This window comes from Galbibacter mesophilus (assembly GCF_023721415.1).
Lineage (GTDB): Bacteria > Bacteroidota > Bacteroidia > Flavobacteriales > Flavobacteriaceae > Galbibacter > Galbibacter mesophilus.
The window spans coordinates 1,551,445-1,576,587 of record NZ_JAMQVC010000001.1 but is presented as its reverse complement, the minus strand read 5'-3'; the positions used below and the strand labels follow the sequence as shown (position 1 = coordinate 1,576,587).

Genomic DNA, 25,143 nt, shown 5'->3' with positions numbered 1-25,143 from the left:
TATGATAAAAAAAAGTTTTTACCTCCCATTGTTTTGCTCCTTTATAATTTTTTCCTGTGCTACCTACAAAGCACAGTATGCTGACGAAGAAATGGTTAACTACCCAACTGATAAAGAACTTGAACGTAGTTTTTATTTAATTGGCGATGCGGGCTACTCACCAGTAGGCGGCATGGAACCCGGTCTAAAAGCTTTTTCTGAAGCGGTAAAAGAAGGCTCGGAAAAAGATTTTGCTATTTTCTTGGGTGATAATGTTTATCCAGAAGGAATGCCTGGTGAAGGAAGCAAAGACCGCAAGGCCAGCGAATACCGATTGGACACACAGTTACAATCCATAAAAGATTTTAAAGGAAGAACTATTTTTATTCCTGGTAATCACGATTGGTATAACGAAGGCGTGAAAGGAATTGAACGTGAAGAAGATTATATTGAAGATGCCTTGAATGTTAAAAAGGGCTTGATGCCCAGTGATGTTTGTGGTTTGGATGAAGTTGAAATTTCCGATGATGTTTACCTTATACTTATCGACTCTCAATGGTATTTGGAAGACTGGGACAGACATCCTACCGTAAATGATGATTGCGAAATAAAAACCCGAGATAAGTTTTTTGTTGAATTTGAAGGAATGCTGAAGAAGAATGAGGGAAAAACTATTGTGGTAGCTATCCATCATCCTTTAATGACTTATGGGACCCACGGTGGTCATTTTGCTGCGGAAAAACAATTATTTCCAACTCAGAAAAAAATACCACTTCCTGGAGTGGCATCGCTAGTAAACCATGTTCGAAAATCAGGTGGGGTTTCAATTCAAGATGCCCAAAACGAACGTTATAAAGAACTTTCCAAAAGACTACAATCCCTCGCTTTAGAAGCCCCAGCAAACGTGGTTTTTGTTTCCGGGCACGAACATTCGCTTCAATACATTGAAAAAGAAAACATCAAACAAATAATAAGTGGTGCGGGATCTAAATCTTCCGCGGCAAGATTAACTGGAGATGCTTTATTCACTTTTGGTTCCCAAGGTTTTGCTGTTCTCGATGTTTTTAAAGATGGTTCTTCTTGGGTTCGTTTTTATGCGCAAGAAAATGGCAAACCTAAGTTAGCCTTTCAAAAAGAAGTATATTCCAAAGACAAAAAAATCGAAGTGGAGTATCCTCCTGTGGACTATCCAGCAACCGTAGAAACTTCTGTTTACACCAAAGAAGAAACGGAAGTCTCCAATGCTTATTCCTCTTTCTGGGGCGAACATTACAGAAAAGAGTACGGAAAAAAAATCACAGCAAAAGTAGCCTTGCTCGACACCCTCTATGGTGGATTAACCCCAATTAGAATGGGAGGCGGACACCAAACGAAAACTTTACGATTGGTAGACAAAGAAGGTCGTGAATTCAATATGAGGGCTTTAAAGAAAAGTGCTGTGCAATTTTTACAAACTGTCGTGCTCAAAGATAAAGTTTTAGCAACGGAAGACCTTACCCAAACGCTGCCAGAGGAAATTTTACTGGACTTCTATACCGCTGCATATCCCTATGCTGCATACCCAATTCCAACCATGTCCAAAGCGCTTGGTATTTATCACACCAATCCGCAGTTGTTTTATATTCCGAAGCAAAAAATGCTTGGCAAATACAATGATGAATACGGTGACGAACTGTATATGATAGAAGAGAGACCTGCTGATGAACACGACAACCTAGAAAGTTTTGGTTTCAGTAAAAACATAGAAAGTACCGACGACTTTTACGCAAAACTTAGAGAAGATGAAAAATACCAATTGGACGAGAAAATTTACATCCGAAACAGATTGTTCGATATGCTCATTGGCGATTGGGACAGGCATACCGACCAATGGCGTTGGGCAGAGTTTGAAACCGAAGAAGGAATAACATTTAGACCCATCCCACGGGATAGGGACCAAGCTTTCTCCGATTTTGATGGCGCTTTTTTAAGCTCCATTAGAACATTAATTGCCCCTGCAAAAATGATGCAGCGCTACCAACCCGAACTTAACAACTTGGAATGGTTCAATACAGAGCCCATGCCTATGGACCGTATTCTTTTAAAAAATAGCACTGAAGAAGATTGGCTTGCTGAAGCTAAATTCATTCAAGAAAATTTAACAGACGACGTTATAGATAAAGCCTTCACAAAAGTTCCTGAAGAACTTCAGAACGATGAATCCTTAGCAAAAATTAAAACGGTTTTAAAAGAGCGTAAAAAGCTTTTAGACACCATTGCTGAAAACTATTTTAAAATTTTTAATAAGCTTGCTGTGCTTACTGCTACCGATAAAGATGATTTTATTGAAGTAACCCGCAGCGGAAAAGACGAAACCAATGTTAAAATCTATCGAATTAAAGATGGTGAAAAAGCCGATTTGATGGTCGATAAGACATTCCGTAAAGATATCACTAACGAAATATGGATTTACGGTTTGGATGATAAGGATGTTTTTGAAGTCAACGGAAAAAGTGATAAAACTATTTTAGTAAGATTAATTGGCGGACAAAACAACGATACTTTTCGCATCAATGAAGGCAGAAAAGTGCGGTTATACGATTATAAGTCCAAAAAGAACACGATAGAAGTAAACAATGGCGCCAAAGAACGATTTTCAGACGTGTATGAAAATAATATTTTTGTGTACGATAAGTCGAAATATTCTACGTACACCATGGTTCCCGGTGTTGGTTTTAACCCTGATGCTGGAGTTATTCTGGGAGCAAATTTAACGCTTACCAATTATGGATTTGAAAAAGACCCTTTCTCTACACAACATAAATTTGCTGCCCGCTACCATTTTGCAACCCAAGGTATAGAATTGAAATATGACGGCGAAGCTGCGGGTATATTCAATGGATTTAATTTTGCTTTCGGGGGACAATTTAACACCCCTACCTTTGCCCGAAACTTTTTTGGTTTTGGAAACGAAACCGTAAATAACGAAGATACCTTCGGAATGGATTACTATCGTGTAAACTTAGCTGATGCTGTTGCTTATGCTGGAATTGTAAGAAGATCCCCCTACGGAAGTAATTTCTCCGCAAAAATTCTATTTCAAGGCGCTGAAGTGGATGATGTGGACGATCGTTTTATCACCGATTTAAACAATCCTGAAGAATTCTATGATTGGAAATTTTTCACCACTTTAGAGCTTGGTTATAACTACGAAAGTTACGACTTGGACATCAACCCCAGTCGCGGTATGATATTCGATGTAAAAACGGGTTATACGCTAGGTGTTTCTGGTTCTGATGCCAATTTTGGGTTTCTAAAGCCACAACTTGGTTTTTATAACCGACTTTCTAAGGACCATAAACTGGTATTAAAAACCAATGTTCAAAGCCATTTGAACTTTGGCGATGATTTTGAATTCTACCAAGCTCCTTTTCTCGGTGGAAATAGTGGATTACGAGGCTACCGTATCAACCGATTTACAGGTAAAAATAATTTGGTGTTCAATGGAGATGTGCGTTACACCTTCAATTCTTTTAAAACCAGATTGCTCCCGCTCCAAATTGGAGTTTATGGCGGTGCAGATGCCGGTCGGGTTTGGGTTAAGAATGATACCTCTGGAAAATGGCATAATTCCTTTGGTGGTGGTGTTTATGTAATCGGTAGCCGACTCATAAATTTAGACCTTTCCTATTTTAACTCGGTAGAAGGCAATCGATTTGCTTTTAAACTTGGTGTAAGTTTTTAAGCAACTACATAATACAGCAAAAGGATTCTGCTAAAGCGTATTCTTTTGCTGTTCATAAAACGCATCAGCCTGCAATTGCATTACTTCACGGGCACGTTTACGCTTGTATTGATAAAGTTCTTCTTCGGAAGCCAGTTCTTCATAAACTTTATCGTTTATAATAGCATCCGCTGCTAATTGCTGTTTCCGTTGATATTCCTTTTGGTCTGCCCAACTTTTTACAGTGTTTTCGGCATCTTCCAATTTTATATCATATTCTCCTTTTGGAGCTAGCAATTTAGAAATGATAGGTGCCGTTTCTATGGCCAAAAACAGAAGAAAAATAAAGAAAGAAGGCAACCATGGCAACTTATCCAATGCATTTACCCGCGCCATTAGTCCGTCGAAACCGTCTATCGTAGGTTGTGTATCGGCCACTTTTGCGGTTTGTGATTCCTTTAGTGCTGCAATCTGCGTTTCAATTTGTTGTATTTTTTCGTTATTCTCTCTCTTCAGCAGTTGAAAATCTACCAAGGCAGCATCGTGTTTTTCTCGCTTTTCTTTATAAACAGGTCCTTTGCCAATTTTTAAAGTACCTTCCCTTCCTTCCGCTTCAGCGATATAGGTACCGTATAAATTGTTAACCTCATTTTCCTTTTGGGCAATTTCATTCTTTAAAACAGCGATATCAGAATTCAGCTTATCAATTTCCGGCGTAAATTGCTGCGCTATTTGTAATTGGTTATCTAGCGTCATTTGGTTTTTTTCTTCCAACAACACCCTGTCTATTTCCTTCTGAAAAATTTTCAGTTCCAACGGTTTTGCAATAACAATAGCAATGATTACAGCCAATATAATTCTTGGAATAGCTTGAAAAACTTCACTTTTAACGTTTCCTTTCTTTTTAATGGTAGAAACAATAAATCGGTCAAGATTAAAAATCAGCAAGCCCCAAATACATCCGAAGAAAATAGCTGCATAAACGGTGTCAAAAACGGTATAGAGGGCATAACTGGCAGCAATCGTGGCCATAATAGCCGTAAAAAATACAGTCCCCCCAATTCCAGCTTGTTTTATTTGTTCTGCTTTAGAGCATTGCGCCAACAATTCGGTATCTGCCCCAGAGCACATCCAGAAGAATTTCTTTATCATAACACGGTCGATTTTTGATTGATGTTTATATAACGCCAAAACCGTTAAAATGTTACAATAAATTCGAAGAACATTTTTGTAGGACTATGATTTTCAGAAAAATAATGAATGATCAACTAGGAAATTATATCCAAATAATAAAAAAGCCCAATTCGTTATGCTTAGAAACAGCATCCGAATCGGGCGTAACTTGTATTGCTTGACAGCCTACTTACTTAACTCAGTAAAATATTTATAGAAATAGGGTATGGTTTCAATCCCTTTTAAGTAATTCCAAATTCCGTAGTGTTCATTTGGAGAGTGAATGGCATCACTATTCAAACCGAATCCCATTAAAATGGTTTTGCTTTTCAACTCTTTTTCAAACAAAGAAACAATGGGAATACTTCCACCACTGCGCTGCGGAATGGGCATTTTACCAAAAGTAGCTTCATAAGCTTTGCTTGCCGCTTGATACCCCGTACTATCGATAGGCGTTACGTAGGGATATCCTCCGTGGTGCGGTTTTACCAACACCTTAACTCCCTTGGGTGCCAAACTCTCGAAATATGCCTGAAAAAGCTCGGTGATTTCCCGCCAATCTTGGTCGGGTACCAAACGCATGGAGATTTTTGCATAGGCTTTGCTGGCAATAACCGTTTTTGCACCTTCGCCGATATAACCACCCCAAATTCCATTTACATCCAAGGTTGGGCGAATACTGCCGCGCTCATTTGTACTGTATCCTTTTTCGCCGTACACATCTTCAATATCCAAAGCCTCTTTATAATCTTTCAAAGAAAACGGTGCTTTTGCCATTTCCTCGCGCTCTTCCACGGAAAGTTCTTCTACCTTATCGTAAAAACCAGGCACCGTAATTTTATTGTTTTCGTCGTGAAGGGCAGCAATCATCTTAGTGAGCACATTAACTGGGTTGGCAACGGCCCCGCCGTACAAACCACTGTGTAAATCTCTATTGGGACCTGTAACTTCTACTTCCACATAACTCAATCCACGCAAACCTGTTGTGATGGACGGAACATCTTTAGCAATCATTCCCGTATCTGAAATCAAGATAACATCATTGGAGAGCTTTTCCCGGTTGTTTTTTACAAACCACTCTAAACTTTCAGAGCCTACCTCTTCTTCCCCTTCAATCATAAACTTAACATTGCAGGGCAGGTTTCCCGTTTGTGTCATGTACTCCAATGCTTTTACATGCATGTACATTTGACCTTTATCATCGCAGGCACCACGGGCAAAAATAGCTCCCTCCGGATGAATTTTGGTTTCTTTGATAACTGGCTCAAAGGGAGGTGAATCCCATAAATTTATTGGATCCGGTGGCTGAACATCATAATGGCCGTAAACCAAAACGGTTGGTAACGTCTTATCAAAGATTTTTTCACCATAAACGATGGGATATCCAGGTGTTTCACAAATTTCCACATGCTCACAACCTGCTTTATCCAATGCATCCTTCACCGCCTCGGCAGTATTGAGTACATCTTGTGAAAATGCGGGATCTGCACTTACCGATGGTATTTTTAACAATTCTATGAGTTCTGCTATAAATCGATCTTTATGCGTATCGATATACGACTTAATGTTTTCCATGAAGTATTTTATTGAACCCCAAAATAAGGGTTTAATTTCCCGACCTTTTCCTAGCCTAAATTATGGCAGGCGGTTGTCGAAATGAGTTAAATATTATTTTTTTTAATAAACCTAGTAGGTCGGTCTTCGAACAAAGGCAGACCTTCCCCGAGGTAGTTGATTTCAAAAGTACAAAAAAAGAAGTTTTTTTAAATATAAAGTTTGAATATTGAAAAATTCAATTATATTTGCACCCACAAATTCAACGCGGGTGTGGTGGAATTGGTAGACACGCTAGACTTAGGATCTAGTGCCGCAAGGTGTGAAGGTTCGAGTCCTTTCACCCGCACAACAAAAGCTCTCAAGAAATTGAGGGCTTTTTTTTTATGGGATAAATACAAGGACAGAACGAAATAAAATAAATCATCAAAACAACGCACAAGGCAGGAGGTTCCCCCGAAGCGTCGGGGCTTTCACCCGCACAAAAAGTTCTCAAGAAATTTTTAGCCCTTTCTTCCGTCTAATCAACAGAGTATGGTATTTTCTTTTACAACATCCTCATTTATCAACCCATCTTCATTGTATTGAAATTGCCGAAAATAACCTACGAAGGAAATAAACAGTGTTAATAGTATTAGGTTCTTCTTTTAAGCTGTATTAAAAAGCAGATAACAAACCTGTTAAAAAGGCAATGATAAAAACAATAATATGTATTCCAATAAAAAACCAAACCAACTTACTAGTATTCGACCTATTCTTTTCTAATTTCTCTATTTGAATGGACTGGGACATTTACAATTCTATCATCATGTCCTTATCTGAATAATCTTTGTACTTAGCTCTAAATTGTTTTTGCCTATCCGAAAATTGAGGTGTACTTACTGTGTTATTTATAATGTAAAAGTTTAGTTAGAAATAATATATATAGAACACGATTTTCAACTGTTACCATTTTCCATAAAAAGGGGAAACATCCCTAACAAAACTAGAAACCTTAACCTTCTAAGTTAAAACTAATGTAAGAGTAGAGAATTACTTATAATAGCCCCAGAATTAGCATCCAACACCACTTTCCTAGATTCATTAATGAATGAATAATTTAATTCTATCTCTTTTTCCGAATAGGATATAAGCTCATATTCTATGTTGCAATTAAAACATCCGCTTTTATAATCAAAAATATCCTTCAATACATCAATATTCCAAGACACACATTCCTTTAGGTTTTTAGAACCAATTCTAAATGACCCAAACACAACATATTTATACCAACTTAAGAATTTAACATTTTCAAGATTCTCACTGGGTGCACAGTTCAAGTTTTCAAAATAGTTGAATTTTCTGTCTACATATAAGGACTTCACAGTAGAATTTGCATAAAACTTTGTATCGGTGTAGATCAAATAAGACCCATCAAACCACTCTATTACTTTTTCAATTTCATATCCAGAATCACTATCAAAAGAATTAAATATATTATTCACATAATCATTTTCTATATTACATCTTACCAAATACTTATGATAAGGAAAGTTACTCATTTGATTCTCGTACTTTTTATTTACTAAAAAAACTGAGAAAAACAAATCATCTTCTAATTCAAATTCAATACCACGGCTAGATCTAATTAAAAATTCCGATATATTCTCAACATCACCAGTCAAAACCTTATCCAAAACTAATTGACGATTGTTATTAAAAACCCCTAACCATAATTTTTCAAACTTCGTTCCAGATATATAGGTGTTACCGTTATATTCAAATAAAAAATTTAAATTGCTGATATCATCCGTAAAATTCCCATAAACTTGCAGCAAACTATCGGATATTCGCTCTCTTATGTCTTCATTCGTTGGAGGAGTTTTTAAATCTGAATTATCAGAATCGCTGTCGGATGAACAACAAATAAAAAATGTTATCGAAAGTAGCAATACAAGTTTTTTCATTCATAAATAAAACTGAGATTATTATAAATGTAATAAATTATATGATACATTTTAAGGTATTCCGTAAAACATAAAAAACTTCAGCTTAATAAGGTTATGCTCGCAATATTATTCTATTTATTTTTTTTTGGTACCTCTTAATTAAGTAGCTAACAATATCATTTAGAATAAGTTTTATTCCATTTCTTTTCAATAAAAAGCTTAATATAGTTCAGCAGCAAAATAAACTAACACCCCATGACCACATCCGGACCTGAACCTCGCAAAGAACCCACCTTTTAATCCCTCTCAAGGCATTTCTATCAAACTTACTGACAGATTCGCCTTCACAACTATTTCATTCGAATAACTGTCTAAAATCAACCTAAATTGCGATCTCAGATTTCGTAAGAATCCTTATTCAGATAAAAATAAAAAAGCCGTTTCATTTACGAATGAAACGGCTTTTTTATAAGGCGTATGTTTTGAACTGGAATTATTCTTTTAATAACTCCACATGTCTTGTTCTTTGTCCCTAATTTTCTCTTGAAGGCGTTGCGCTTCCAGTAATTGGAACATAGCATTATCTGGAATGTATTCTTTAACACCCCTATCTCCTTGAACATTTTCTTCTTTGTAGATTACCGCGTTAAAACGTCTGGCATTCAACAACTGATCGAAAGAAATAGGTCTTGCTGAGTTTTTATTGTTAAAAGCTTTGGCATCGTGTAAAATTTCTCTTGCACTTGGAAACCAAACCCAAAACAATTCAACTAAATCCGATTGCTCACTGTCTATAAAGTTAACATCGGGAGCAACAGGTGCCAATCCGAGTAAACGGTATTTTAGCTCTCCTTGACGTTTGTCAAAGTACCAAACTCCTTTGATTCTCCACTCCTGAATATCCGCAGCAGTAAGTTCTCTTCTATTGATATATTCAAGAGACACTTGCTCTCCTGCATTCAGTTGCTCATAACCAAGGTCGGTTGTATCTACTTTTTGAAGTGTAGCTTCTAGGTCACCAAATTTCCTCTTTTCAGTAAAATAAGAATCTACATAGATATCTTGAAGATTTCCGTTTTTAATGTTTTTTATCAAAACATCATAAAGAGATCGACGATCGCTACCAATATCAATCGTATCAATTGGATAATAATACGGGAAATTGATACGCTCATCTAAATCGATACGCTCCCAAATGGTTTTAGACCAGAGTATATCCCTATCGTCCACGTAACCGTAAGGTAACGGTTCATCGTTATCTGCTTCAACCTGATCTTCGGTTTTTACACCGATATCCTCAGGCTTCTTTGCATTCAGCAGGTTTGCTTGCGCAAAACCGCTTGCAGAAAAAGCCAATGCAGTTATAGTTACTAAAATCGTTTTCCAATTCATAACACCAATAGTTTATTAATTTGTTAGCTCAACAACAACAGGCGATACTTTTTTAAGTTTGTACGATCTGTTATTGGTAATGTAAGCTTCAATATCAAAAATTTGTACAGCCTCTCCTCTACCCGCTCTTTTAAGGGCAGATTTCGCACGGCTATCTAATTTATTTCCACGAACCTCAACAGTAGGCTGACCAGGAACTTTAAATTTAAATCCGCTTATCGCAAGATTCAAGTCGAAATCAAAGTCTTCCAACATAGCTCCAACTGTAGAAATTTCAAGGTTGTTTCTTGGCATTTTAATTTCACCAAATTCACCTCTTACAGTTCCTGAAGGACGTGGAATATCTTTAATTCTAAATTCTGAAGCAGAAGATACTCCTTGACCATCTGGCAAAGTACCACTTGCTTTAATGGTAACGGTTCTTCCTGTTCCAGGATTCATAGCATACTTGCTACCGGAAACCTTTTTAAGTCCAGGTGCCGATGCATTTACTTTATTATCAGGAATTCCAGGAATAGAAATCGTAATTGGGTTGGAAACCCCACGATATACCACGTTCATTTTATCTGCTGAAATTACCGCTGCGTTTGGCTTGGTAATGGTTGCAAATTTTTGTGAAACCGGTACTTCAATAGGCTCTCCATCTTGTAAGAAAATTAAGTTTCCTTCCAACTGATGATCTCCAGCACTACCAGCACTTACTTTTAGTTTAACACGACCGTTCTCTATAACAAAGTCGTTACCTTCTTTAAGCTCTCTACCGTCTAGTTTAAGGTTTACTTCATTTGGTTTTGTGGAACCATCCTTTCTACCTAAAACGATAGCACCATCAAAAGTTTCTCCTTGGTAATAAGCCGATTTAGGTTGCTCCAATAAAGTGGTGTAGTTAGTCATAGACAAATCTGATGCCATTTGACCTTGCAACATCGCTTTAAGGATTTCATCTTGTGTCGTCTTTAAATCAGATTGTAACAATGTTACTTTTGTTAAAGAAGCTACCAATGGGAAACCTTCATAGTGATAATTCAACCAATCAACAGGACGACCATCACGGTTTTCAACCTTTCCATTATCGTCTCCTGTATGAAAACGTTGATCAATAGAACTTTTCAGCGCCTCTTTTCTAGCCGGCTTCATTAAAGAATCTGGAATACTAGAAAGGGTCTCTAAAGTAGTTTTTCTGAAGTTGTTGATGTGATCTACAAACTTTTGTCCTTCCGCAGAATAGCGCTCTCCTTGAAAGAAAGCCTGATCTAGGAAATCCGACTTATCCATCACCTCATAATCTTGACGATCTTCTGGTGGGATGTTTGCTACCATCTCTGCCTTTAAGCTATCCAAATAGCTGTTAAAAGATTCTGATGTTTGCTTAATTTTCTCTGTGTCTTCGTAAAGCTCTAAGTACTTATCTGGCTGCTCTGTAGATTTTAATTTTAAATCGTTAAAAGCTGCTAGGTTACGTTCCGTAGCTTTTTCATTGAAGTTTGTAAGCTTTTCGTTTAAAAGTCCGAATGCCGACAATACTTCTTTACTCATATTCAGCGCCAGCATTGCGATGAAAACCAAATACATAAGGTTAATCATCTTCTGACGTGGTGATAAACTTCCTCCTGCCATCTCTTAATTAGTTTTAATGTTTATAATTTATTTCAATAAAACTGAATTAATTAGCAGGTCTGTTCATAGCAGAAAGCATTCCACCATACACACCGTTTAATGAAGACAAGTTAGTTGTTAACGACTGCATTTGATCTTTAAGCTTACCAGCGTTGGCAGCCACTTCCTCTTGAATTGCAGCTTGCTTGTTCGCACTCTCCAATTGTACTTTGTAAAGACTGTTTAAAGATTCCATTTGAGCAGCAGCTAATGAAAGCTCTTCGCTGTATTTTTTAGTTGAAGTTAATGCTTCTGCAGTAGGAGAAATGTTTTTAGCAGCTCCTTCGAAATTTCTAATGCTATCTCCAAGGCTAGACATTAAAGCTGAATCGATTTTTGCTTCTTTCAACATATCGTCTAATTTCTTAGAAAGTTGTCCTTCTGCTTCTTTAACCTCCAACGCATCTTTCTTTCTTGAAACAGTAGCTCCTCCTGCCAATTCAGGATAAACCAATGTCCAATCTAAATCGTCGTCTACGGGTTCGAATGCAGAAATTGCAAAAATAACTGCTTCTGTAATAAGACCAATAGCTAATAATAGCCCTCCGTTAATGGGACCAAATTCCCAGTGTAAAATTTTAAACAACGCACCGATAATTACAACCGACGCTCCAAGCCCGTAGGCCATGTTAAAAAGTTTCTTAGATGATTTTGACTGTGCCATAGTAATAAAAAATTTTCTAGTTAAGTTAAGTTATTAAACAAGTAGTAATTTGGATTTAAATTTAGTTTTGAGTAGACTCGGTACCCATATAATCCTGAACTGTTCTGAAGCCGATATAACTTCTCGCAGAATCTTGATATTCGTAATCCCTTGTGCTCACCTGTAAGAAATAAGCAACATCTTTCCACGAACCACCTCTAATAACCTTACGTTTGTTTTCGCCATCATAAGTATTAGGGTTCATTGTAGAAACGTACTCGTACGAATTGGGGTCGTATGATGAATTTGTCCATTCAGAAACATTACCAGCCATGTTGTAAAGATTGTAATCATTGGGGTCATATGATTTTGCCTCTACAGTATACAGAGCCTGATCTGCGGCATAATCCCCTCTTAACGGCTTAAAGTTTGCCATAAAACAACCTCTGTCGTTCAAGATATAAGGACCACCCCATGGGTATGTTCCAGATTCAATTCCTCCTCTGGCAGCATATTCCCACTCTGCTTCTGTTGGTAATCTAAACTGATTTACAAATTGTTTGTTTTTCTGTTTTTGAAAATCGTTTTTATATTTTGTTCTCCATGCACAAAACGCTTTTGCTTGTTTCCAAGAAACACCTACTACTGGGTAATCGCTATACGCCTCACTCCAAAAGTAGTCGTTATGCATTGGCTCGTTATAAGAATAACTAAAATCTTTAATCCAAGCCGTTGTGTCTGGATAAACAAGCACTTCTTCGTGCTTTATAAAGTCTTTACGCTTTCCGCCGCCTTTTGCTCTAGCCGCTGCTTGAATATCCATCCAATCGTATTGGAACTTTAATTTTGTAACATCTATGGTTCGTTGACCATTATAAGATTCCTCAACAGGAATATACATGGTATCCATAACTTCTGTGTAGTATTCGTCCGGATATTCAGACACATCCCAAATAAGATCTACATCTTTATTTAAGCGTCTTCCTTCGTATCCAGTTTCTCCCATTCCAGAGTAGTTGAAAAGCATATACTTTTCGTATTCGCTAAGGTCGGTAGTGTCCGCATCTTTAAATGCAAACTCCCCTATTCCCCCATTACCTGGAATTTCACCTAACTGATCAGCAAGAACGGCCAATTTAGTTCGGATAATAGAGTCTTTTACCCATTCTACAAACTGGCGGTATTCGCTGTTTGTAATCTCAGTTTCGTCCATATAAAATGAACGCACTGTTACGGTTTTCGTTGGAGCATTGAGGACATCGGCCATATCTTCTTCAGACCTTCCCATTATGAAGGCGCCACCGGGCACTAAAGACATTCCGTAGGGCTTTTCGGGATGCCATTTTTGACCGCTAACACCAACTAGTTCTCCTCTGTCATTAGAACCACAGCTGGTAAGAAATAATGTAACAGATGCTAATAGAAATAGCTTTTTCATATACATAATTGAGGTTAAATTACATTCTTAGATTTAAGATGGTAAACCTATTTAATAAATTTTAAAAAAACAATAAACTCTAACTTTTTGTTGTCAAATGGCTCTAAAACACAGTCAATTTAAAATATCGTGTTATTTCTACAGCCGTTACACCAACATTTTTTTATACGCCTTCCACCATCTCTCAGGCACGACGCCATTGCTGGCTTCTAGATATTCCATGTGTGTGCATGGTAATAACGTATGTCTTTTAAATTTATTATTTAAATTTTCAATTTGAGGCACTTCTATCCACCAGCGTCCAGAAATATTGCTCTTAAAAAAGCAAATATCCATATCTTCCAGTGGCACAATATATTTATCGTAATTGGCATTCGTTATAAAAGGGTAGTCTTTCTTCCTAAAATTGTATCCTTCTATAAAATACCATATAATTTGTGCACTTAATTGTGCGCATTGCAATGTTTTCATGGTATTGAACATACCAAAAGCGGTAACCTTATCGCTAATTCCGGCGTATCTCGAAATGGCACATATTTCCCTTCCGTCAAAACCGTTCGGATAGGTATTGGCACCATAACCTACTTCGGAAGCTTTAATGGCAGTCATATCCATACTCACCAAATCGGTATCCCTAAAAACAGGTTCAACGATGGTAATATCATTTATAACTTCGCCTAGGCGGTAAGTATCAAAGAAAAGCTTCTCCATAAGATCAATCTCTTCCTGCGCATTGAAATACGTTTGATACCCAATACTCGAAAAATTGAAAAGGTTATTGGGTTGCTCCATGATTATTTTGCTCATGTAGGCACTGGAAGAAATCAGCTCATCGGAAGCACTAAAATCGAATTTTCTATCTACAGAAGCTAAATTCACCATTTGCTCCATTTTATCGTAAGCACGATACATGGCATAGGTGATATCTTGACAACCACCAATAATTATAGGAATAATGTTCTGCTTCAGAAGGGATTCCGTAAGGTTGTTAACCGCATAATACGTATCCTGAACTGTTTCCCCTGCTTCAATATCACCTAAATCCGCAATGGTACTGTGCCAGTTTCCTTGGAATAATTTGTAAAGCTGAACGCGAATGGCAGAAAGATCAAAGTCCAAATGCCCCTCTTCACTGCTTTCACTCCTTTTCTCATTTACACCAACGATAGCCAACTGAACGCCTTCTAAGTTTGGAAAATCTTCTTTTTCCTTATGAATACGAATTACCTTTCCAAGCGACTGCTTTGGCAACAATTCGTTATGCGCCAATACCACATTCTTTACCGGCGATAAAAACTCAACGTTCATTGCTATTTTTTAGATTTAGCTTTCGTGGCTGTTGTTTTCTTTTTCGTTGCCGTTTTTTTCTTTGCGGCAGTTTTCTTTTTAGGCGGTTTTTTCTCCAAAAGCTCTTTAGCCTCCTCCAAAGTTATTTTTGTAGCATCTACATCTTTGGAAAGCTCTACTTTGGTTTTCCCTTTAATAATATTGGAACGTCCCCAACGCGCCTTTTCCACGCGAATACCTTCTTCTTCCCAATGATGGATAAGCTTTTCTCGCTCTTTTTTCAGTTTGTCTTCAATCAATTCCTCAATATCTTCTTGGGAAAGATTATCGAAATCGTATTTTTTATTGACGTTGATAAACATCCCGTCCCATTTTATAAAAGGACCAAAACGACCCTTTCCTTTCGTAACATCTATATTTTTATAAGAAGCAATCGGTGCGTCCGCTTTTTTCTTCTGAAGAATAAGTTCTTTTGCCCGATCCATATCTACTTCAAAAACATCTTCTCCTTTATCTAAGGAAACAAAACTTTTTCCAAAGCGAACATACGGACCAAAACGACCTACATTCACTTCAACTTCATCCCCTTCAAACGTTCCTAATTTCCTAGGAAGTTTAAACAGATCCAACGCTTCTTCAAAAGTAATGGTGTCAATCGACTGATCTGGCAACAAACTTGCAAAACGAGGTTTCTCTTCCTCTTCCGCAGTACCAATTTGCGCCATCGGTCCAAAACGACCCAAACGAACACTTAATTGGCGTCCACTTTCAGGGTCTTTTCCTAAAATTCGCTCCCCACTTTCACGCTCTGCATTTTCTTCAACATCTTTTACATTAGGATGGAAATCCTTGTAGAAGGATTGAATCATTTCTGTCCAATCTTCTTCACCAGAAGCAATATCATCAAAACTCTGCTCTACTTTGGCCGTAAAATTATAGTCTAAAATTCCAGAAAAGTGATTCACCAAGAAATCGTTTACAATCATCCCGATATCCGTTGGAACCAACTTCCCTTTATCAGAACCAACCGTTTCGGTAAGCTTATCTTCTTTAACTTTATCATCCGCTAGCGTAAATTGAATATATTCACGTTCTACACCATCTATCGTACCACGCTCTACATACCCACGGTTTTGGATGGTAGAAATTGTTGGCGCATAAGTAGATGGACGACCAATTCCCAACTCTTCCAATTTCTTCACCAAAGAAGCTTCGGTATATCGATATGGCGGCCTTGTAAATCTTTCCGTTGCAGTTATATAATTATCGTAAACTGTTTCGCCTACTTTTAAAGCCGGCAACATTCCAGCCTGCTCTTCTTCCTCATCATCCGTTCCTTCCAAATACACCTTTAAGAAACCTTCAAACTTCAACACCTCTCCATTAGCCGTGAAAAGCTCATCGTGTTTGTCTGCTTCAATCTTGACGTTGGTTCGTTCCAATTGTGCATCACTCATTTGCGAGGCTAGCGTTCTTTTCCAAATCAATTCATACAAACGCGCTTGATCCCTCTCAATTTGAACACGGTGACGGGTCATATCCGTTGGACGGATTGCCTCGTGAGCTTCTTGCGCCCCTTTTGACTTGCCCGTATAATTTCTTGGTTTACTGAACTCCTTTCCGTAGGACTTTATAATCTCATCCTTTGCCGCTTCAATCGCCTCACCAGAAAGATTCACACTATCCGTTCTCATATATGTTATAAGTCCGGCTTCGTAAAGACGTTGCGCCATATTCATGGTTTTCGCTACCGAAAAATACAACTTCCTAGAAGCTTCCTGTTGCAATGTGGAAGTAGTAAATGGTGCCGCCGGTGATTTTTTAGCGGGCTTGGTATCTAAATCGGCTATTTTAAAATTCGCCGAAACATTATTGTCTAAAAATGCTTTCGCTTCCTCTTTGGTCCCGAATGACTTATTAATTTTTGCTTTAAAGCTTTTGTCTTCCTCGTTGCGGAATTCAGCAACAATCTTGAAAGAGGCTTCTGGCTGAAATTCTTTTATTTCACGCTCCCGCTCCACAATTAGGCGCACGGAAACAGATTGCACCCGCCCTGCTGAAAGTCCGGTTTTAATCTTTTTCCAAAGCACAGGAGAAAGTTCGTATCCCACCAAACGGTCGAGCACCCTTCTTGCTTGCTGTGCATTCACCAAGTTATAATCTATGGTACGGGGATTATCAATCGCTTTTTGTATGGCCCCTTTGGTAATCGAGTTAAAAACAATTCTTTTGGTTTTGTCTTTGTCCAATTTAAGCTCTTCTGCCAAATGCCAAGCAATAGCCTCTCCTTCTCGGTCTTCATCACTTGCCAACCAAACTATTTCTGCAGATTTAGCAAGGTCTTTCAACTTTTTAACTACTGCCTTTTTATCAGAAGAAACTATATATTTCGGCTTAAAGTCTTTATCAACATCTACCCCTAATTCTTTTGAAGGAAGGTCTGCAATATGCCCAAAGCTAGAAGCTACCGTATAATCTTTACCTAAAAATTTTTCGATAGTTTTCGCCTTAGCAGGAGACTCCACAATAACCAAATTCTTTGCCATAAGCCATTTTTTAAGAGTACAAAAGTATACAGAATTTTTAATTAGCCATGCATTCGTTTTTTTAAAGGCTACAAAACACCTTTAAAATAACAATAAAATTGATGTTTTTTTGATACTAGTTTAGCATTACACTAACAAGTACTGAATCGCTTGATTCATAGAATACACTTTCATTTCTTTTGCTCGCCCAAAAGAAACGAAACAAAGAACCTGCCTGCTCACCGCAGGTAGGCAGGAAAGGCGCCTTATCCAAGGAATTTTTTCGACCATGAAGTCGAAAAACCGAAATCAAAACTCCGCGTCGCTCCGTACCTTCGCTCCTGCTCTCGGAGCTTTTGATTACTATTCTGAGGATAAGGTTATTATTTCAATAAAATTTTAAACTAAAGCCTTTATTTTACTGAAAAAATCTTAAACTTCTGAAGTTCCAATTTGAGAAATCTCACTTTCATCTTCAAAACCCACCGTTTCTTTATAAACGAAATAAAGTGGTATATAACTGAAGGATGCGGTAAAGAACAATCCTATTCCGCACAAAAGAAATCCAACAAATTCTGCTGCCAAACCAGCAACTAGTGTAAGTCCAAAAGTAATCAACCACTTTTTATTACCCAGCTTGAATGACGCTTTTAAAATTTGTTTCGCGCTTAATTCTGGATTAAACGCAAAAACAACAGCGACAAAGCTTAAAGGAACAGACACATAAATAATAGGAAGCACACACAATAGCATGGCCAATAAAGCAATGACCATGGAGAAAAATGCTAGCGTGATTAATTTTCCTAAATAAGGCTTTTTAAGATACATAAATAAAGAAGCGATTGACAAGCTGCTATCTAAATCCTTTTCCTGAAGTATTTTATAGAAACCTGCCATCAAGCCCATAGCCAAAGCTTGCACTACCAGCATCACAGGAAAAAATAACAATACAAAAGGAATCATGGCTGCACTCATAATTTCTTCTCCAGCATCTTGCTGAAGGGAACCTACCGTAATCGCGCCAACAATAAATGGCAAGTACAAAACGAATAAAGCAGGTAGTATCATTAAAAAGACAACCACAAGAAGCAAAACACCTTGCCCCCATGATTTCTTAAAAAGTTCAATCGATTCCCCGAAAATATCTCCAAAATCCAATGATTTTGAATTTTCTATTTTTTCTGAAAGTAAATTTAGATTCATTTTTTAAGTTTTTGATGGATTAGCTATTCAAAGCTACCACTAAATTTTATAAAAAATAAAAACCCATCCTTAAAAGATGAGTTTTTCACAAACCGTATATTTCTAAAAATCAGTTAAACTACAACTGAAACTCGCTTATCAAGTTTAGTTTGCCTTCCTCATAATTATATTGATAAAGTTTTCCTTCGCCTATCATAATTAAACTATTGGCAAGGGGAATTACATCATACGCCTTTTCAACTTCATGATTTTCAACAAACTCAACAAAAGGAGCGCCTGTCTTATCAAAAACTTTAAGTCCGGCCTTGCCATCACAAACAAACAAATTGTTTCCACGAACACCAAGACCATAAGGCTCTTCAAGCGTGTAAGAAGATTTTTGAATGGGATTGTTAACGTCAGAAATATCAATAACGCGAAGCGTACTTTCTATCGCCCCACAAAAATTACCACCTCTTAAAGTTACATAGGCATAATCTCCGTCCACCACCACGGGATCGCAAGCCGTAGCGTGACTAAATTCTGAAATAAAGTTCGGCGTCTTAGGGACACTTATATCAAAAATGTACATTCCATTAGTACTGCCTAAAAATAAATGGGAGCCCCTATTAAAAATGGTTTCAATACCAAAACCAGCATTTACAGGATCTTTGGCTACAGGGGATTGAATATTGGAAATATCAAAAATGTTTATGTTATTGAAATCTACCGCATAAAGATAATCGTCTACAATTTTAAACCTTGCCAAGGATCCTCCCTCTCCCGTTTGTGGAGAAGCTAAATTTTCGCTAAACGCAGCATCATTCATGTAAAGGAAACGGTCGTCTTCAATTTTCCTTCGTTCTTGGCGTATATCCCACCCAACCACAATCGAGGTTTCATCCTGCGGGTAAGAATCATAATCAACTACTCCAGCCTCTTCTGGGTACGGTGGATAGTAGGGAAAAACATCTTTTAATCGTTCCACTTCTTTTATTTCCGTAAGGTTAGAAATATCAAAAACGACTAAATCCATATAGCTATCTACATACAGAAAGTCACCTTTCACCTCCATGTCATTGCTACCCAACACTTTTAGAAACGCAATTTTTGTTGGCGATACCGGATTGGAATTATCAATTAGATGAACTCCTTCTTTCGCGTCGTTTACCAATATTAAATTTCCTATTACATATATTTTTCCAGTTTCGCGGATTTCTTGAGGCGGAAGCACATCTACTGATTTCCGCAGTGCTTCTACATCCATCGTAATGGCAGTAGCTACATTTACCGTCTCGTAATCGTCATCGTTATTACAGGAAACAAAAACCAGCAAAAAGAACGCGAATAAAATTAAAGTGTTAGTTTTCATAAAGTTGGATTAAAACATCAATTCTTCAAACAATGAAGAATCGATTAATTGGTTATTTATCTCTAGATTCCATTTTCAGCAAAAAGTTGCGTTAAATTCATGCTGTCAATTTGTCACTAGATGAATTTTAATCTTATCTTTGCACCCAAATTGATTTTAAAGGACACGATGGAGAAGATTATTGACGAGAATAAGCAAGGGGAAAGTTTGGTTTTAGATCCAAACACTAGCAATTCCCGCAAGCTATACATCGAGAGTTATGGATGCCAAATGAATTTTTCCGACAGTGAAATTGTAGCATCTATTCTTGCCAAGGAAGGTTTTAATACAACACAAAAACTTGAAGATGCCGATTTGGTTTTGGTAAATACTTGTTCCATTAGGGACAAGGCAGAGCAAACTGTGCGAAAAAGGCTGGAGAAATTTAATGCCGTAAAACGTACGAATCCAAAAATGAAAGTCGGTGTTCTAGGTTGTATGGCAGAACGCCTAAAAAGCAAGTTCCTTGAAGAAGAAAAAATTGTAGATATGGTGGTGGGACCTGATGCCTACAAAGACCTTCCCAATTTAGTACAAGAAATTGATGAAGGCCGTAACGCCATGAATGTAATTCTTTCCAAAGAAGAAACCTATGGTGATGTTGCTCCCGTTCGATTAAATTCCAACGGCGTTAGTGCTTTCGTTTCTATAACCAGAGGGTGCGACAATATGTGTACTTTCTGTGTGGTTCCTTTTACCCGCGGAAGGGAACGCAGTCGTGATCCACAATCAATTTTAGATGAAGTTAATGATTTGGCAGCAAAAGGATTTAAGGAAATTACTTTGCTAGGACAAAATGTAGATAGTTATTTATGGTATGGTGGCGGACTCAAAAAAGATTTTGACAAAGCAACCGATATACAAAAAGCAACTGCTGTTGGCTTCGCTGGCTTACTGGAAATGGTTGCCATCGCTCAGCCAAAAATGCGTATTCGATTCTCCACTTCTAACCCGCAAGACATGACGTTGGATGTGATTGAAACCATGGCTAAATATCAAAATATCTGTAAATACATTCACCTTCCCGTACAAAGTGGTAGCAACCGAATTTTAAAAGAAATGAACCGACTGCATACCCGCGAGGAATATTTTGAACTTATCGATAATATTAGAAAAATTATTCCCGATTGTGCCATTTCGCAAGATATGATTACAGGTTTCCCTACGGAAACAGAGGAAGATCATCAAGATACACTATCTTTAATGGAGTACGTAAAATATGATTTTGGTTTTATGTTTGCCTATTCGGAACGTCCCGGTACTCTGGCAGAGCGCAAAATGGAGGACGATATTCCGGAGCCTGTAAAAAAACGACGCCTTTCAGAAATTATCGCCCTTCAGCAGAAGCATTCGCATTTTCGCACGCAACAGCATCTTGGAAAAACCGAAGAAGTGCTAATCGAAGGTACTTCCAAAAAATCCGACGCACATTGGATGGGTCGAAACACTCAAAATACGGTGGTAGTTTTTCCTAAAGAGAATTATCACATTGGCGATTTTGTCAACGTAAAAATCAACGAATGCACCACCGCTACCCTCATTGGGGAAGCAGTCGGTTATTCAGAAAACAACTAAGTTTTTCTACAAAAAAGAGCGATAAACATGGAAAGTGTTCAAGCAATAAAACAACGGTTTGGTATTATTGGTAACGATGTTAAATTAAACAGAGCTATTGAAAAAGCCATTCAAGTGGCACCGACCGATATTTCGGTATTAATTACCGGTGAAAGTGGTGTTGGAAAAGAAGCACTCCCAAAAATCATCCATTCCCTTTCGCATAGAAAACACGGGAAATTTATTGCTGTAAACTGTGGTGCTATTCCCGAAGGAACTATCGATTCGGAATTATTTGGGCACGAAAAAGGGGCTTTTACCGGCGCTACTCAAACCAGAAGTGGGTATTTTGAAGAAGCCGACGGTGGTACCATTTTTTTAGATGAAGTTGGAGAGCTTCCGCTTACCACGCAGGTACGCTTACTTAGGGTATTGGAGAATGGCGAGTTTTTAAAAGTAGGTTCTTCCAAAGTTCAAAAAACCGATGTTCGCATTGTGGCAGCAACCAACATTAACATGTTTGAAGCCATCAAAAAAGAAAAATTCAGGGAAGACCTTTATTATAGATTAAGTACAGTGGAAATTCATTTACCGCCTCTTCGGGAGCGCAAAGATGACATTCACTTATTGTTCCGAAAGTTCGCCGCAGACTTTGCCCAAAAATACAAAATGCCTACCATTCGGCTTGAAGATACCGCTGTAGATTTGCTGAATAAATACCGTTGGTCTGGGAACGTTCGTCAATTGAGAAACATTGCTGAGCAGATTTCTGTACTGGAACAGAACCGAAGCATTTCCTACGAAACGCTTCGAGGTTATCTGCCAGATGCAGGAAGTAACTTACCTGCCGTTATTAAAAACCAGAAATCGGATAGCGATTTTAGCAGTGAACGTGAAATTCTTTACAAAGTGCTTTTTGATATGAAAAGCGACCTCAACGACCTTAAAAAACTCACGTTGGAACTAATGAAAGACGGCACAAACGGCGAAAAAGTTCAGCAGGAAAACAAAAACCTCATCAATAAGATTTATGGTGAAAATGAAAGCGAAATAGATTTTGAACAAGCCGACGAAGAAGATGCAATGGAAATTCTACAGATAGAGCATCAAAAAAGTCTGCCAAGTACACCTCCTTCAGAAGACAAATATCATTTTGCTGAAGAAATTGAGGAAGAGGAAACACTTTCGTTACAGGACAAAGAACTGGAACTCATAAAAAAGGCGTTGGAGCGTAACCGAGGCAAGAGAAAAGCTGCCGCCAACGAATTGGGGATTTCAGAAAGGACCTTGTACCGAAAAATAAAACAATACGATTTGTAATATTTTTTGTTCTTTTGAACCTTACAAATTGCAACGCCCCATCGGCAAAACCATCAGGGATTAAAAAATGAAGAAACTTTTTATACTTTTTATAACTGCAATCGCACTTCTAGGCTGTGGGCCTTACTCTTTTACCGGAGTAAATACGACCGCTGATTCTTTTCAGGTGAACTTTTTTCAAAATCAAGCGCCTATCGTTGAACCTGGGCTCGACTTCCTTTTCACCAACGAATTGCAAGACCTTATTCTTAACCAAACCAATTTGCAGTTATTAACTAAAAACGCCGATCTTATTTATGAGGGGGAAATTACTGAATACAGAGTTTCACCGATGTCGGCCACCGCAGACCAAACAGCGGCACAAAACCGACTAACCATTGGGGTGAATGTTCGTTTTTACAATATGGACAATCCAGAAGAAGATTTTGAAAGGAAGTTCTCTTTCTTTTACGATTATCCAGCGGCTACGCAATTGGTTAACGTAAGACAGGCAGCACACGACGAAATTTTCGAAAGGATTACGCAAGATATTTTTAATGAAACCTTGGCAAACTGGTAATACATGAATGTCTCTAATTTTTCATATCTACTGAAAAACCCTGAGAACGTTACTCAGGAACACGTTGATTCCCTTAAAAAGGTAATTGATGAGTTCCCATATTTCCAAGCCGCAAGAGCTGTTTACTTAAAGGCCCTAAAAAATCAAGAGAGTTTCACCTATAATGCTGAATTAAAGAAAACGGCCGCTTACACTGCTGACAGGTCTATTTTATTTGAATTTATAACTTCGGAAGCTTTCCAACAACATGCAGTAGCCAAAAAAATAGCATTGCATACAGCCAACGAAGAACTCTATACCATTCCCGTTGAAGCGGAAGAGGTTATTGTTAGGGACAATAAAACATCTTTCGATTTTAATGAAGTGGACGCAGGTGCCGTAATGGATCCAGAGCTTTTCCAGCCAAAGGAAGCTGATAAAAAAGCTTCCGAAGAAAACAAAGAAGACAACAACGATACTGGCAACAACAAACCCATTTATGATGCCAGCACTCTGCAAATTGGCAAACCGCTTGATTTTAATAAAAGTGAAACCCATTCTTTTATGGAATGGATGCAGCTTTCTTCCACGGCGAAACCAGTAGATAGAACTATTGAAAAAGAGATTTCTTCTCCCAAAACTGAAGAAGGAAAGAAAGAAAAGAAGTCGGCCATAGAAAGTAAATTAAAACTTATTGATAGGTTCATCGAGAGCAACCCAAAAATTTCCCCTGTTAAAGAACAAACCGAAAAAATCAATCTAGCCAAAGAAAGCACAGTTGAAAAATCGGCATTGATGACAGAAACTTTGGCAAGGGTTTACCTAGAACAAAAGAAGTATAAAAAAGCAATTCAAGCTTATAAAATTTTAAGTTTGAAATATCCAGAAAAAAGTGGTTTCTTTGCAGACCAAATTAACGCGATAAAGAAATTAAAAGATAGTAATTGATATAGAAATGAGTACGTTTTCAATTTTTTTGGTGCTAATAATTATAGTAGCATTTTTATTAGTTTTAGTGATTATGGTGCAAAACCCTAAAGGAGGCGGACTTTCTTCTTCTTTTGGCGGTGGAGGAAGCCAAGTAGTTGGTGGTGTGAAAAAAACTGGAGACTTTTTGGATAAAAGTACTTGGACATTGGCCACAGTTTTGGTTGCATTGATTCTTCTTTCCAACATCACATTAATTTCCAACGAAGGATCTTCTGATTCTAAATTATTGGAAAGCAGAGATGTAGAAGCACCTGTACAAAACAGCACAATTCCTGCTGCAGAAACACCTGCAAACACGAATACTGATAGCGCTGCTACAGAATAATATTCTTAATTATACCTTATAAAAAATGCCAGCTTGTCACTAAGCTGGCATTTTTTTTATATAATCCTCATCTATAAACGTCATTTTTACTTTTCATACAGAAACAAAAGTTGGTTTTTAAGCCATTTCTTCTATTTCCATATTCTTTTAAGAGTAAAATTGTCAGTTTCCCTTCCATGGCACAATTTCTGCCTATTAATGGAAAGTAAATTTTAAATTAATTAATCAAATAGTAAAAAGATATGGCAAAGTTAAACATCAAACCACTTGCAGACAGGGTTCTTATCGAGCCTTTAGAAGCTGAAACCAAAACAGCTTCTGGAATTATCATCCCAGACAACGCAAAGGAAAAGCCCCAAAAAGGGACAGTAGTTGCTGTGGGACCAGGTACTAAAGATGAAAAAGTTACTGTTAAAGAAGGTGACACTGTTCTTTACGGAAAATATGCCGGTACCGAATTAAAACTTGAAGGCAACGATTACTTAATCATGCGTGAAAGTGATATTCTTGCAATCGTTTAAAAAACGCTTTCCAAAACAATTTAA

At 37.7% G+C, this 25,143-nt stretch carries 18 protein-coding genes and 1 tRNA gene; 8 read left to right on the top strand and 11 right to left on the bottom strand.

The annotated features are described in order from the left end of the window. Position 1: 1 nt before the first annotated feature. Positions 2–3,703, top strand: coding sequence for a BamA/TamA family outer membrane protein (locus NDQ75_RS06820; RefSeq protein WP_202028628.1), 3,702 nt, complete (start codon positions 2–4; stop codon positions 3,701–3,703). A 30-nt stretch (positions 3,704–3,733) separates the two neighbouring features. Here NDQ75_RS06820 and NDQ75_RS06815 read toward each other — a convergent pair whose 3' ends face one another. Both NDQ75_RS06815 and NDQ75_RS06810 read right to left on the bottom strand, forming a co-directional pair. Then, positions 3,734–4,834, bottom strand: coding sequence for a DUF4407 domain-containing protein (locus tag NDQ75_RS06815; protein ID WP_202028627.1), 1,101 nt, complete (start codon positions 4,832–4,834; stop codon positions 3,734–3,736). 207 nt (positions 4,835–5,041) lie between these two features. Further along, positions 5,042–6,430, bottom strand: coding sequence for a dipeptidase (locus tag NDQ75_RS06810; RefSeq protein ID WP_202028626.1), 1,389 nt, complete (start codon positions 6,428–6,430; stop codon positions 5,042–5,044). Between the two features lie 246 nt (positions 6,431–6,676). On the opposite strand from NDQ75_RS06810, the gene NDQ75_RS06805 reads away from it, so the two are divergent. Further along, positions 6,677–6,758 (top strand) — tRNA-Leu (locus NDQ75_RS06805). Between the two features lie 664 nt (positions 6,759–7,422). Here the strand turns inward: NDQ75_RS06805 and NDQ75_RS06800 are convergent. The 9 genes from NDQ75_RS06800 to NDQ75_RS06760 form a co-directional block, all read right to left on the bottom strand. Then, a complete protein-coding gene (locus tag NDQ75_RS06800) occupies positions 7,423–8,355 on the bottom strand; it encodes a hypothetical protein (protein ID WP_202028625.1) in 933 nt (310 codons plus the stop codon). Between the two features lie 483 nt (positions 8,356–8,838). After that, positions 8,839–9,729 carry a type IX secretion system ring subunit PorN/GldN gene (porN, locus tag NDQ75_RS06795; protein ID WP_202028624.1) on the bottom strand — a complete coding sequence of 297 codons (891 nt, stop codon included), beginning with the start codon at positions 9,727–9,729 and terminating at the stop codon, positions 8,839–8,841. Between the two features lie 15 nt (positions 9,730–9,744). Further along, positions 9,745–11,346, bottom strand: a complete 1,602-nt coding sequence (gene porM / locus NDQ75_RS06790; RefSeq protein WP_202028623.1) for a type IX secretion system motor protein PorM/GldM — start codon at positions 11,344–11,346, stop codon at positions 9,745–9,747. 46 nt (positions 11,347–11,392) lie between these two features. After that, a complete protein-coding gene (gene porL / locus NDQ75_RS06785) occupies positions 11,393–12,049 on the bottom strand; it encodes a type IX secretion system motor protein PorL/GldL (protein ID WP_202028622.1) in 657 nt (218 codons plus the stop codon). 61 nt (positions 12,050–12,110) lie between these two features. Beyond that, the gene (porK, locus tag NDQ75_RS06780) at positions 12,111–13,466 is read right to left on the bottom strand and encodes a T9SS ring complex lipoprotein PorK/GldK (RefSeq protein ID WP_202028621.1); all 1,356 of its coding nucleotides are present in this window, start codon (positions 13,464–13,466) and stop codon (positions 12,111–12,113) included. Positions 13,467–13,613: 147 nt separating this feature from the next. Then, positions 13,614–14,774: a formimidoylglutamase gene (locus tag NDQ75_RS06775; RefSeq protein WP_202028620.1), complete on the bottom strand. Its 1,161-nt coding sequence runs from the start codon at positions 14,772–14,774 to the stop codon at positions 13,614–13,616. A gap of 2 nt (positions 14,775–14,776) precedes the next feature. Continuing rightward, a complete protein-coding gene (gene topA / locus NDQ75_RS06770) occupies positions 14,777–17,299 on the bottom strand; it encodes a type I DNA topoisomerase (RefSeq protein WP_202028619.1) in 2,523 nt (840 codons plus the stop codon). 411 nt (positions 17,300–17,710) lie between these two features. Beyond that, the gene (locus tag NDQ75_RS06765) at positions 17,711–18,481 is read right to left on the bottom strand and encodes a hypothetical protein (protein WP_202028618.1); all 771 of its coding nucleotides are present in this window, start codon (positions 18,479–18,481) and stop codon (positions 17,711–17,713) included. Positions 18,482–18,599: 118 nt separating this feature from the next. Next, positions 18,600–19,832 (bottom strand): LVIVD repeat-containing protein, encoded by a 1,233-nt coding sequence (locus tag NDQ75_RS06760; protein WP_202028617.1) that lies wholly within the window; start codon positions 19,830–19,832, stop codon positions 18,600–18,602. A 168-nt stretch (positions 19,833–20,000) separates the two neighbouring features. On the opposite strand from NDQ75_RS06760, the gene miaB reads away from it, so the two are divergent. The 6 genes from miaB to NDQ75_RS06730 all read left to right on the top strand — a co-directional run bounded on the left by miaB (position 20,001) and on the right by NDQ75_RS06730 (position 25,119). After that, a complete protein-coding gene (gene miaB, locus NDQ75_RS06755) occupies positions 20,001–21,446 on the top strand; it encodes a tRNA (N6-isopentenyl adenosine(37)-C2)-methylthiotransferase MiaB (protein WP_202028616.1) in 1,446 nt (481 codons plus the stop codon). 27 nt (positions 21,447–21,473) lie between these two features. Further along, a complete protein-coding gene (locus tag NDQ75_RS06750; RefSeq protein ID WP_202028615.1) occupies positions 21,474–22,745 on the top strand; it encodes a sigma-54 interaction domain-containing protein in 1,272 nt (423 codons plus the stop codon). 67 nt (positions 22,746–22,812) lie between these two features. After that, a complete protein-coding gene (locus NDQ75_RS06745) occupies positions 22,813–23,304 on the top strand; it encodes an LptE family protein (RefSeq protein WP_202028614.1) in 492 nt (163 codons plus the stop codon). A gap of 3 nt (positions 23,305–23,307) precedes the next feature. Then, positions 23,308–24,231, top strand: a complete 924-nt coding sequence (locus NDQ75_RS06740; RefSeq protein WP_202028613.1) for a hypothetical protein — start codon at positions 23,308–23,310, stop codon at positions 24,229–24,231. 7 nt (positions 24,232–24,238) lie between these two features. Further along, on the top strand, positions 24,239–24,598 hold the full coding sequence (secG, locus tag NDQ75_RS06735) for a preprotein translocase subunit SecG (protein WP_202028612.1): 360 nt from the start codon (positions 24,239–24,241) through the stop codon (positions 24,596–24,598). A 242-nt stretch (positions 24,599–24,840) separates the two neighbouring features. Next, positions 24,841–25,119 carry a co-chaperone GroES gene (locus NDQ75_RS06730; RefSeq protein WP_202028611.1) on the top strand — a complete coding sequence of 93 codons (279 nt, stop codon included), beginning with the start codon at positions 24,841–24,843 and terminating at the stop codon, positions 25,117–25,119. Positions 25,120–25,143: the final 24 nt, after the last annotated feature.

What these genes read in the sequence shown, in the direction of transcription:
- NDQ75_RS06820 (WP_202028628.1), top strand. Translation starts at nt 2, where the DNA reads ATGATAAAAAAAAGTTTTTACCTCCCATTGTTTTGCTCCTTTATAATT.
- NDQ75_RS06815 (WP_202028627.1), bottom strand. Translation starts at nt 4,834, where the DNA reads ATGATAAAGAAATTCTTCTGGATGTGCTCTGGGGCAGATACCGAATTG.
- NDQ75_RS06810 (WP_202028626.1), bottom strand. Translation starts at nt 6,430, where the DNA reads ATGGAAAACATTAAGTCGTATATCGATACGCATAAAGATCGATTTATA.
- NDQ75_RS06800 (WP_202028625.1), bottom strand. Translation starts at nt 8,355, where the DNA reads ATGAAAAAACTTGTATTGCTACTTTCGATAACATTTTTTATTTGTTGT.
- porN (WP_202028624.1), bottom strand. Translation starts at nt 9,729, where the DNA reads ATGAATTGGAAAACGATTTTAGTAACTATAACTGCATTGGCTTTTTCT.
- porM (WP_202028623.1), bottom strand. Translation starts at nt 11,346, where the DNA reads ATGGCAGGAGGAAGTTTATCACCACGTCAGAAGATGATTAACCTTATG.
- porL (WP_202028622.1), bottom strand. Translation starts at nt 12,049, where the DNA reads ATGGCACAGTCAAAATCATCTAAGAAACTTTTTAACATGGCCTACGGG.
- porK (WP_202028621.1), bottom strand. Translation starts at nt 13,466, where the DNA reads ATGAAAAAGCTATTTCTATTAGCATCTGTTACATTATTTCTTACCAGC.
- NDQ75_RS06775 (WP_202028620.1), bottom strand. Translation starts at nt 14,774, where the DNA reads ATGAACGTTGAGTTTTTATCGCCGGTAAAGAATGTGGTATTGGCGCAT.
- topA (WP_202028619.1), bottom strand. Translation starts at nt 17,299, where the DNA reads ATGGCAAAGAATTTGGTTATTGTGGAGTCTCCTGCTAAGGCGAAAACT.
- NDQ75_RS06765 (WP_202028618.1), bottom strand. Translation starts at nt 18,481, where the DNA reads ATGAATCTAAATTTACTTTCAGAAAAAATAGAAAATTCAAAATCATTG.
- NDQ75_RS06760 (WP_202028617.1), bottom strand. Translation starts at nt 19,832, where the DNA reads ATGAAAACTAACACTTTAATTTTATTCGCGTTCTTTTTGCTGGTTTTT.
- miaB (WP_202028616.1), top strand. Translation starts at nt 20,001, where the DNA reads ATGGAGAAGATTATTGACGAGAATAAGCAAGGGGAAAGTTTGGTTTTA.
- NDQ75_RS06750 (WP_202028615.1), top strand. Translation starts at nt 21,474, where the DNA reads ATGGAAAGTGTTCAAGCAATAAAACAACGGTTTGGTATTATTGGTAAC.
- NDQ75_RS06745 (WP_202028614.1), top strand. Translation starts at nt 22,813, where the DNA reads ATGAAGAAACTTTTTATACTTTTTATAACTGCAATCGCACTTCTAGGC.
- NDQ75_RS06740 (WP_202028613.1), top strand. Translation starts at nt 23,308, where the DNA reads ATGAATGTCTCTAATTTTTCATATCTACTGAAAAACCCTGAGAACGTT.
- secG (WP_202028612.1), top strand. Translation starts at nt 24,239, where the DNA reads ATGAGTACGTTTTCAATTTTTTTGGTGCTAATAATTATAGTAGCATTT.
- NDQ75_RS06730 (WP_202028611.1), top strand. Translation starts at nt 24,841, where the DNA reads ATGGCAAAGTTAAACATCAAACCACTTGCAGACAGGGTTCTTATCGAG.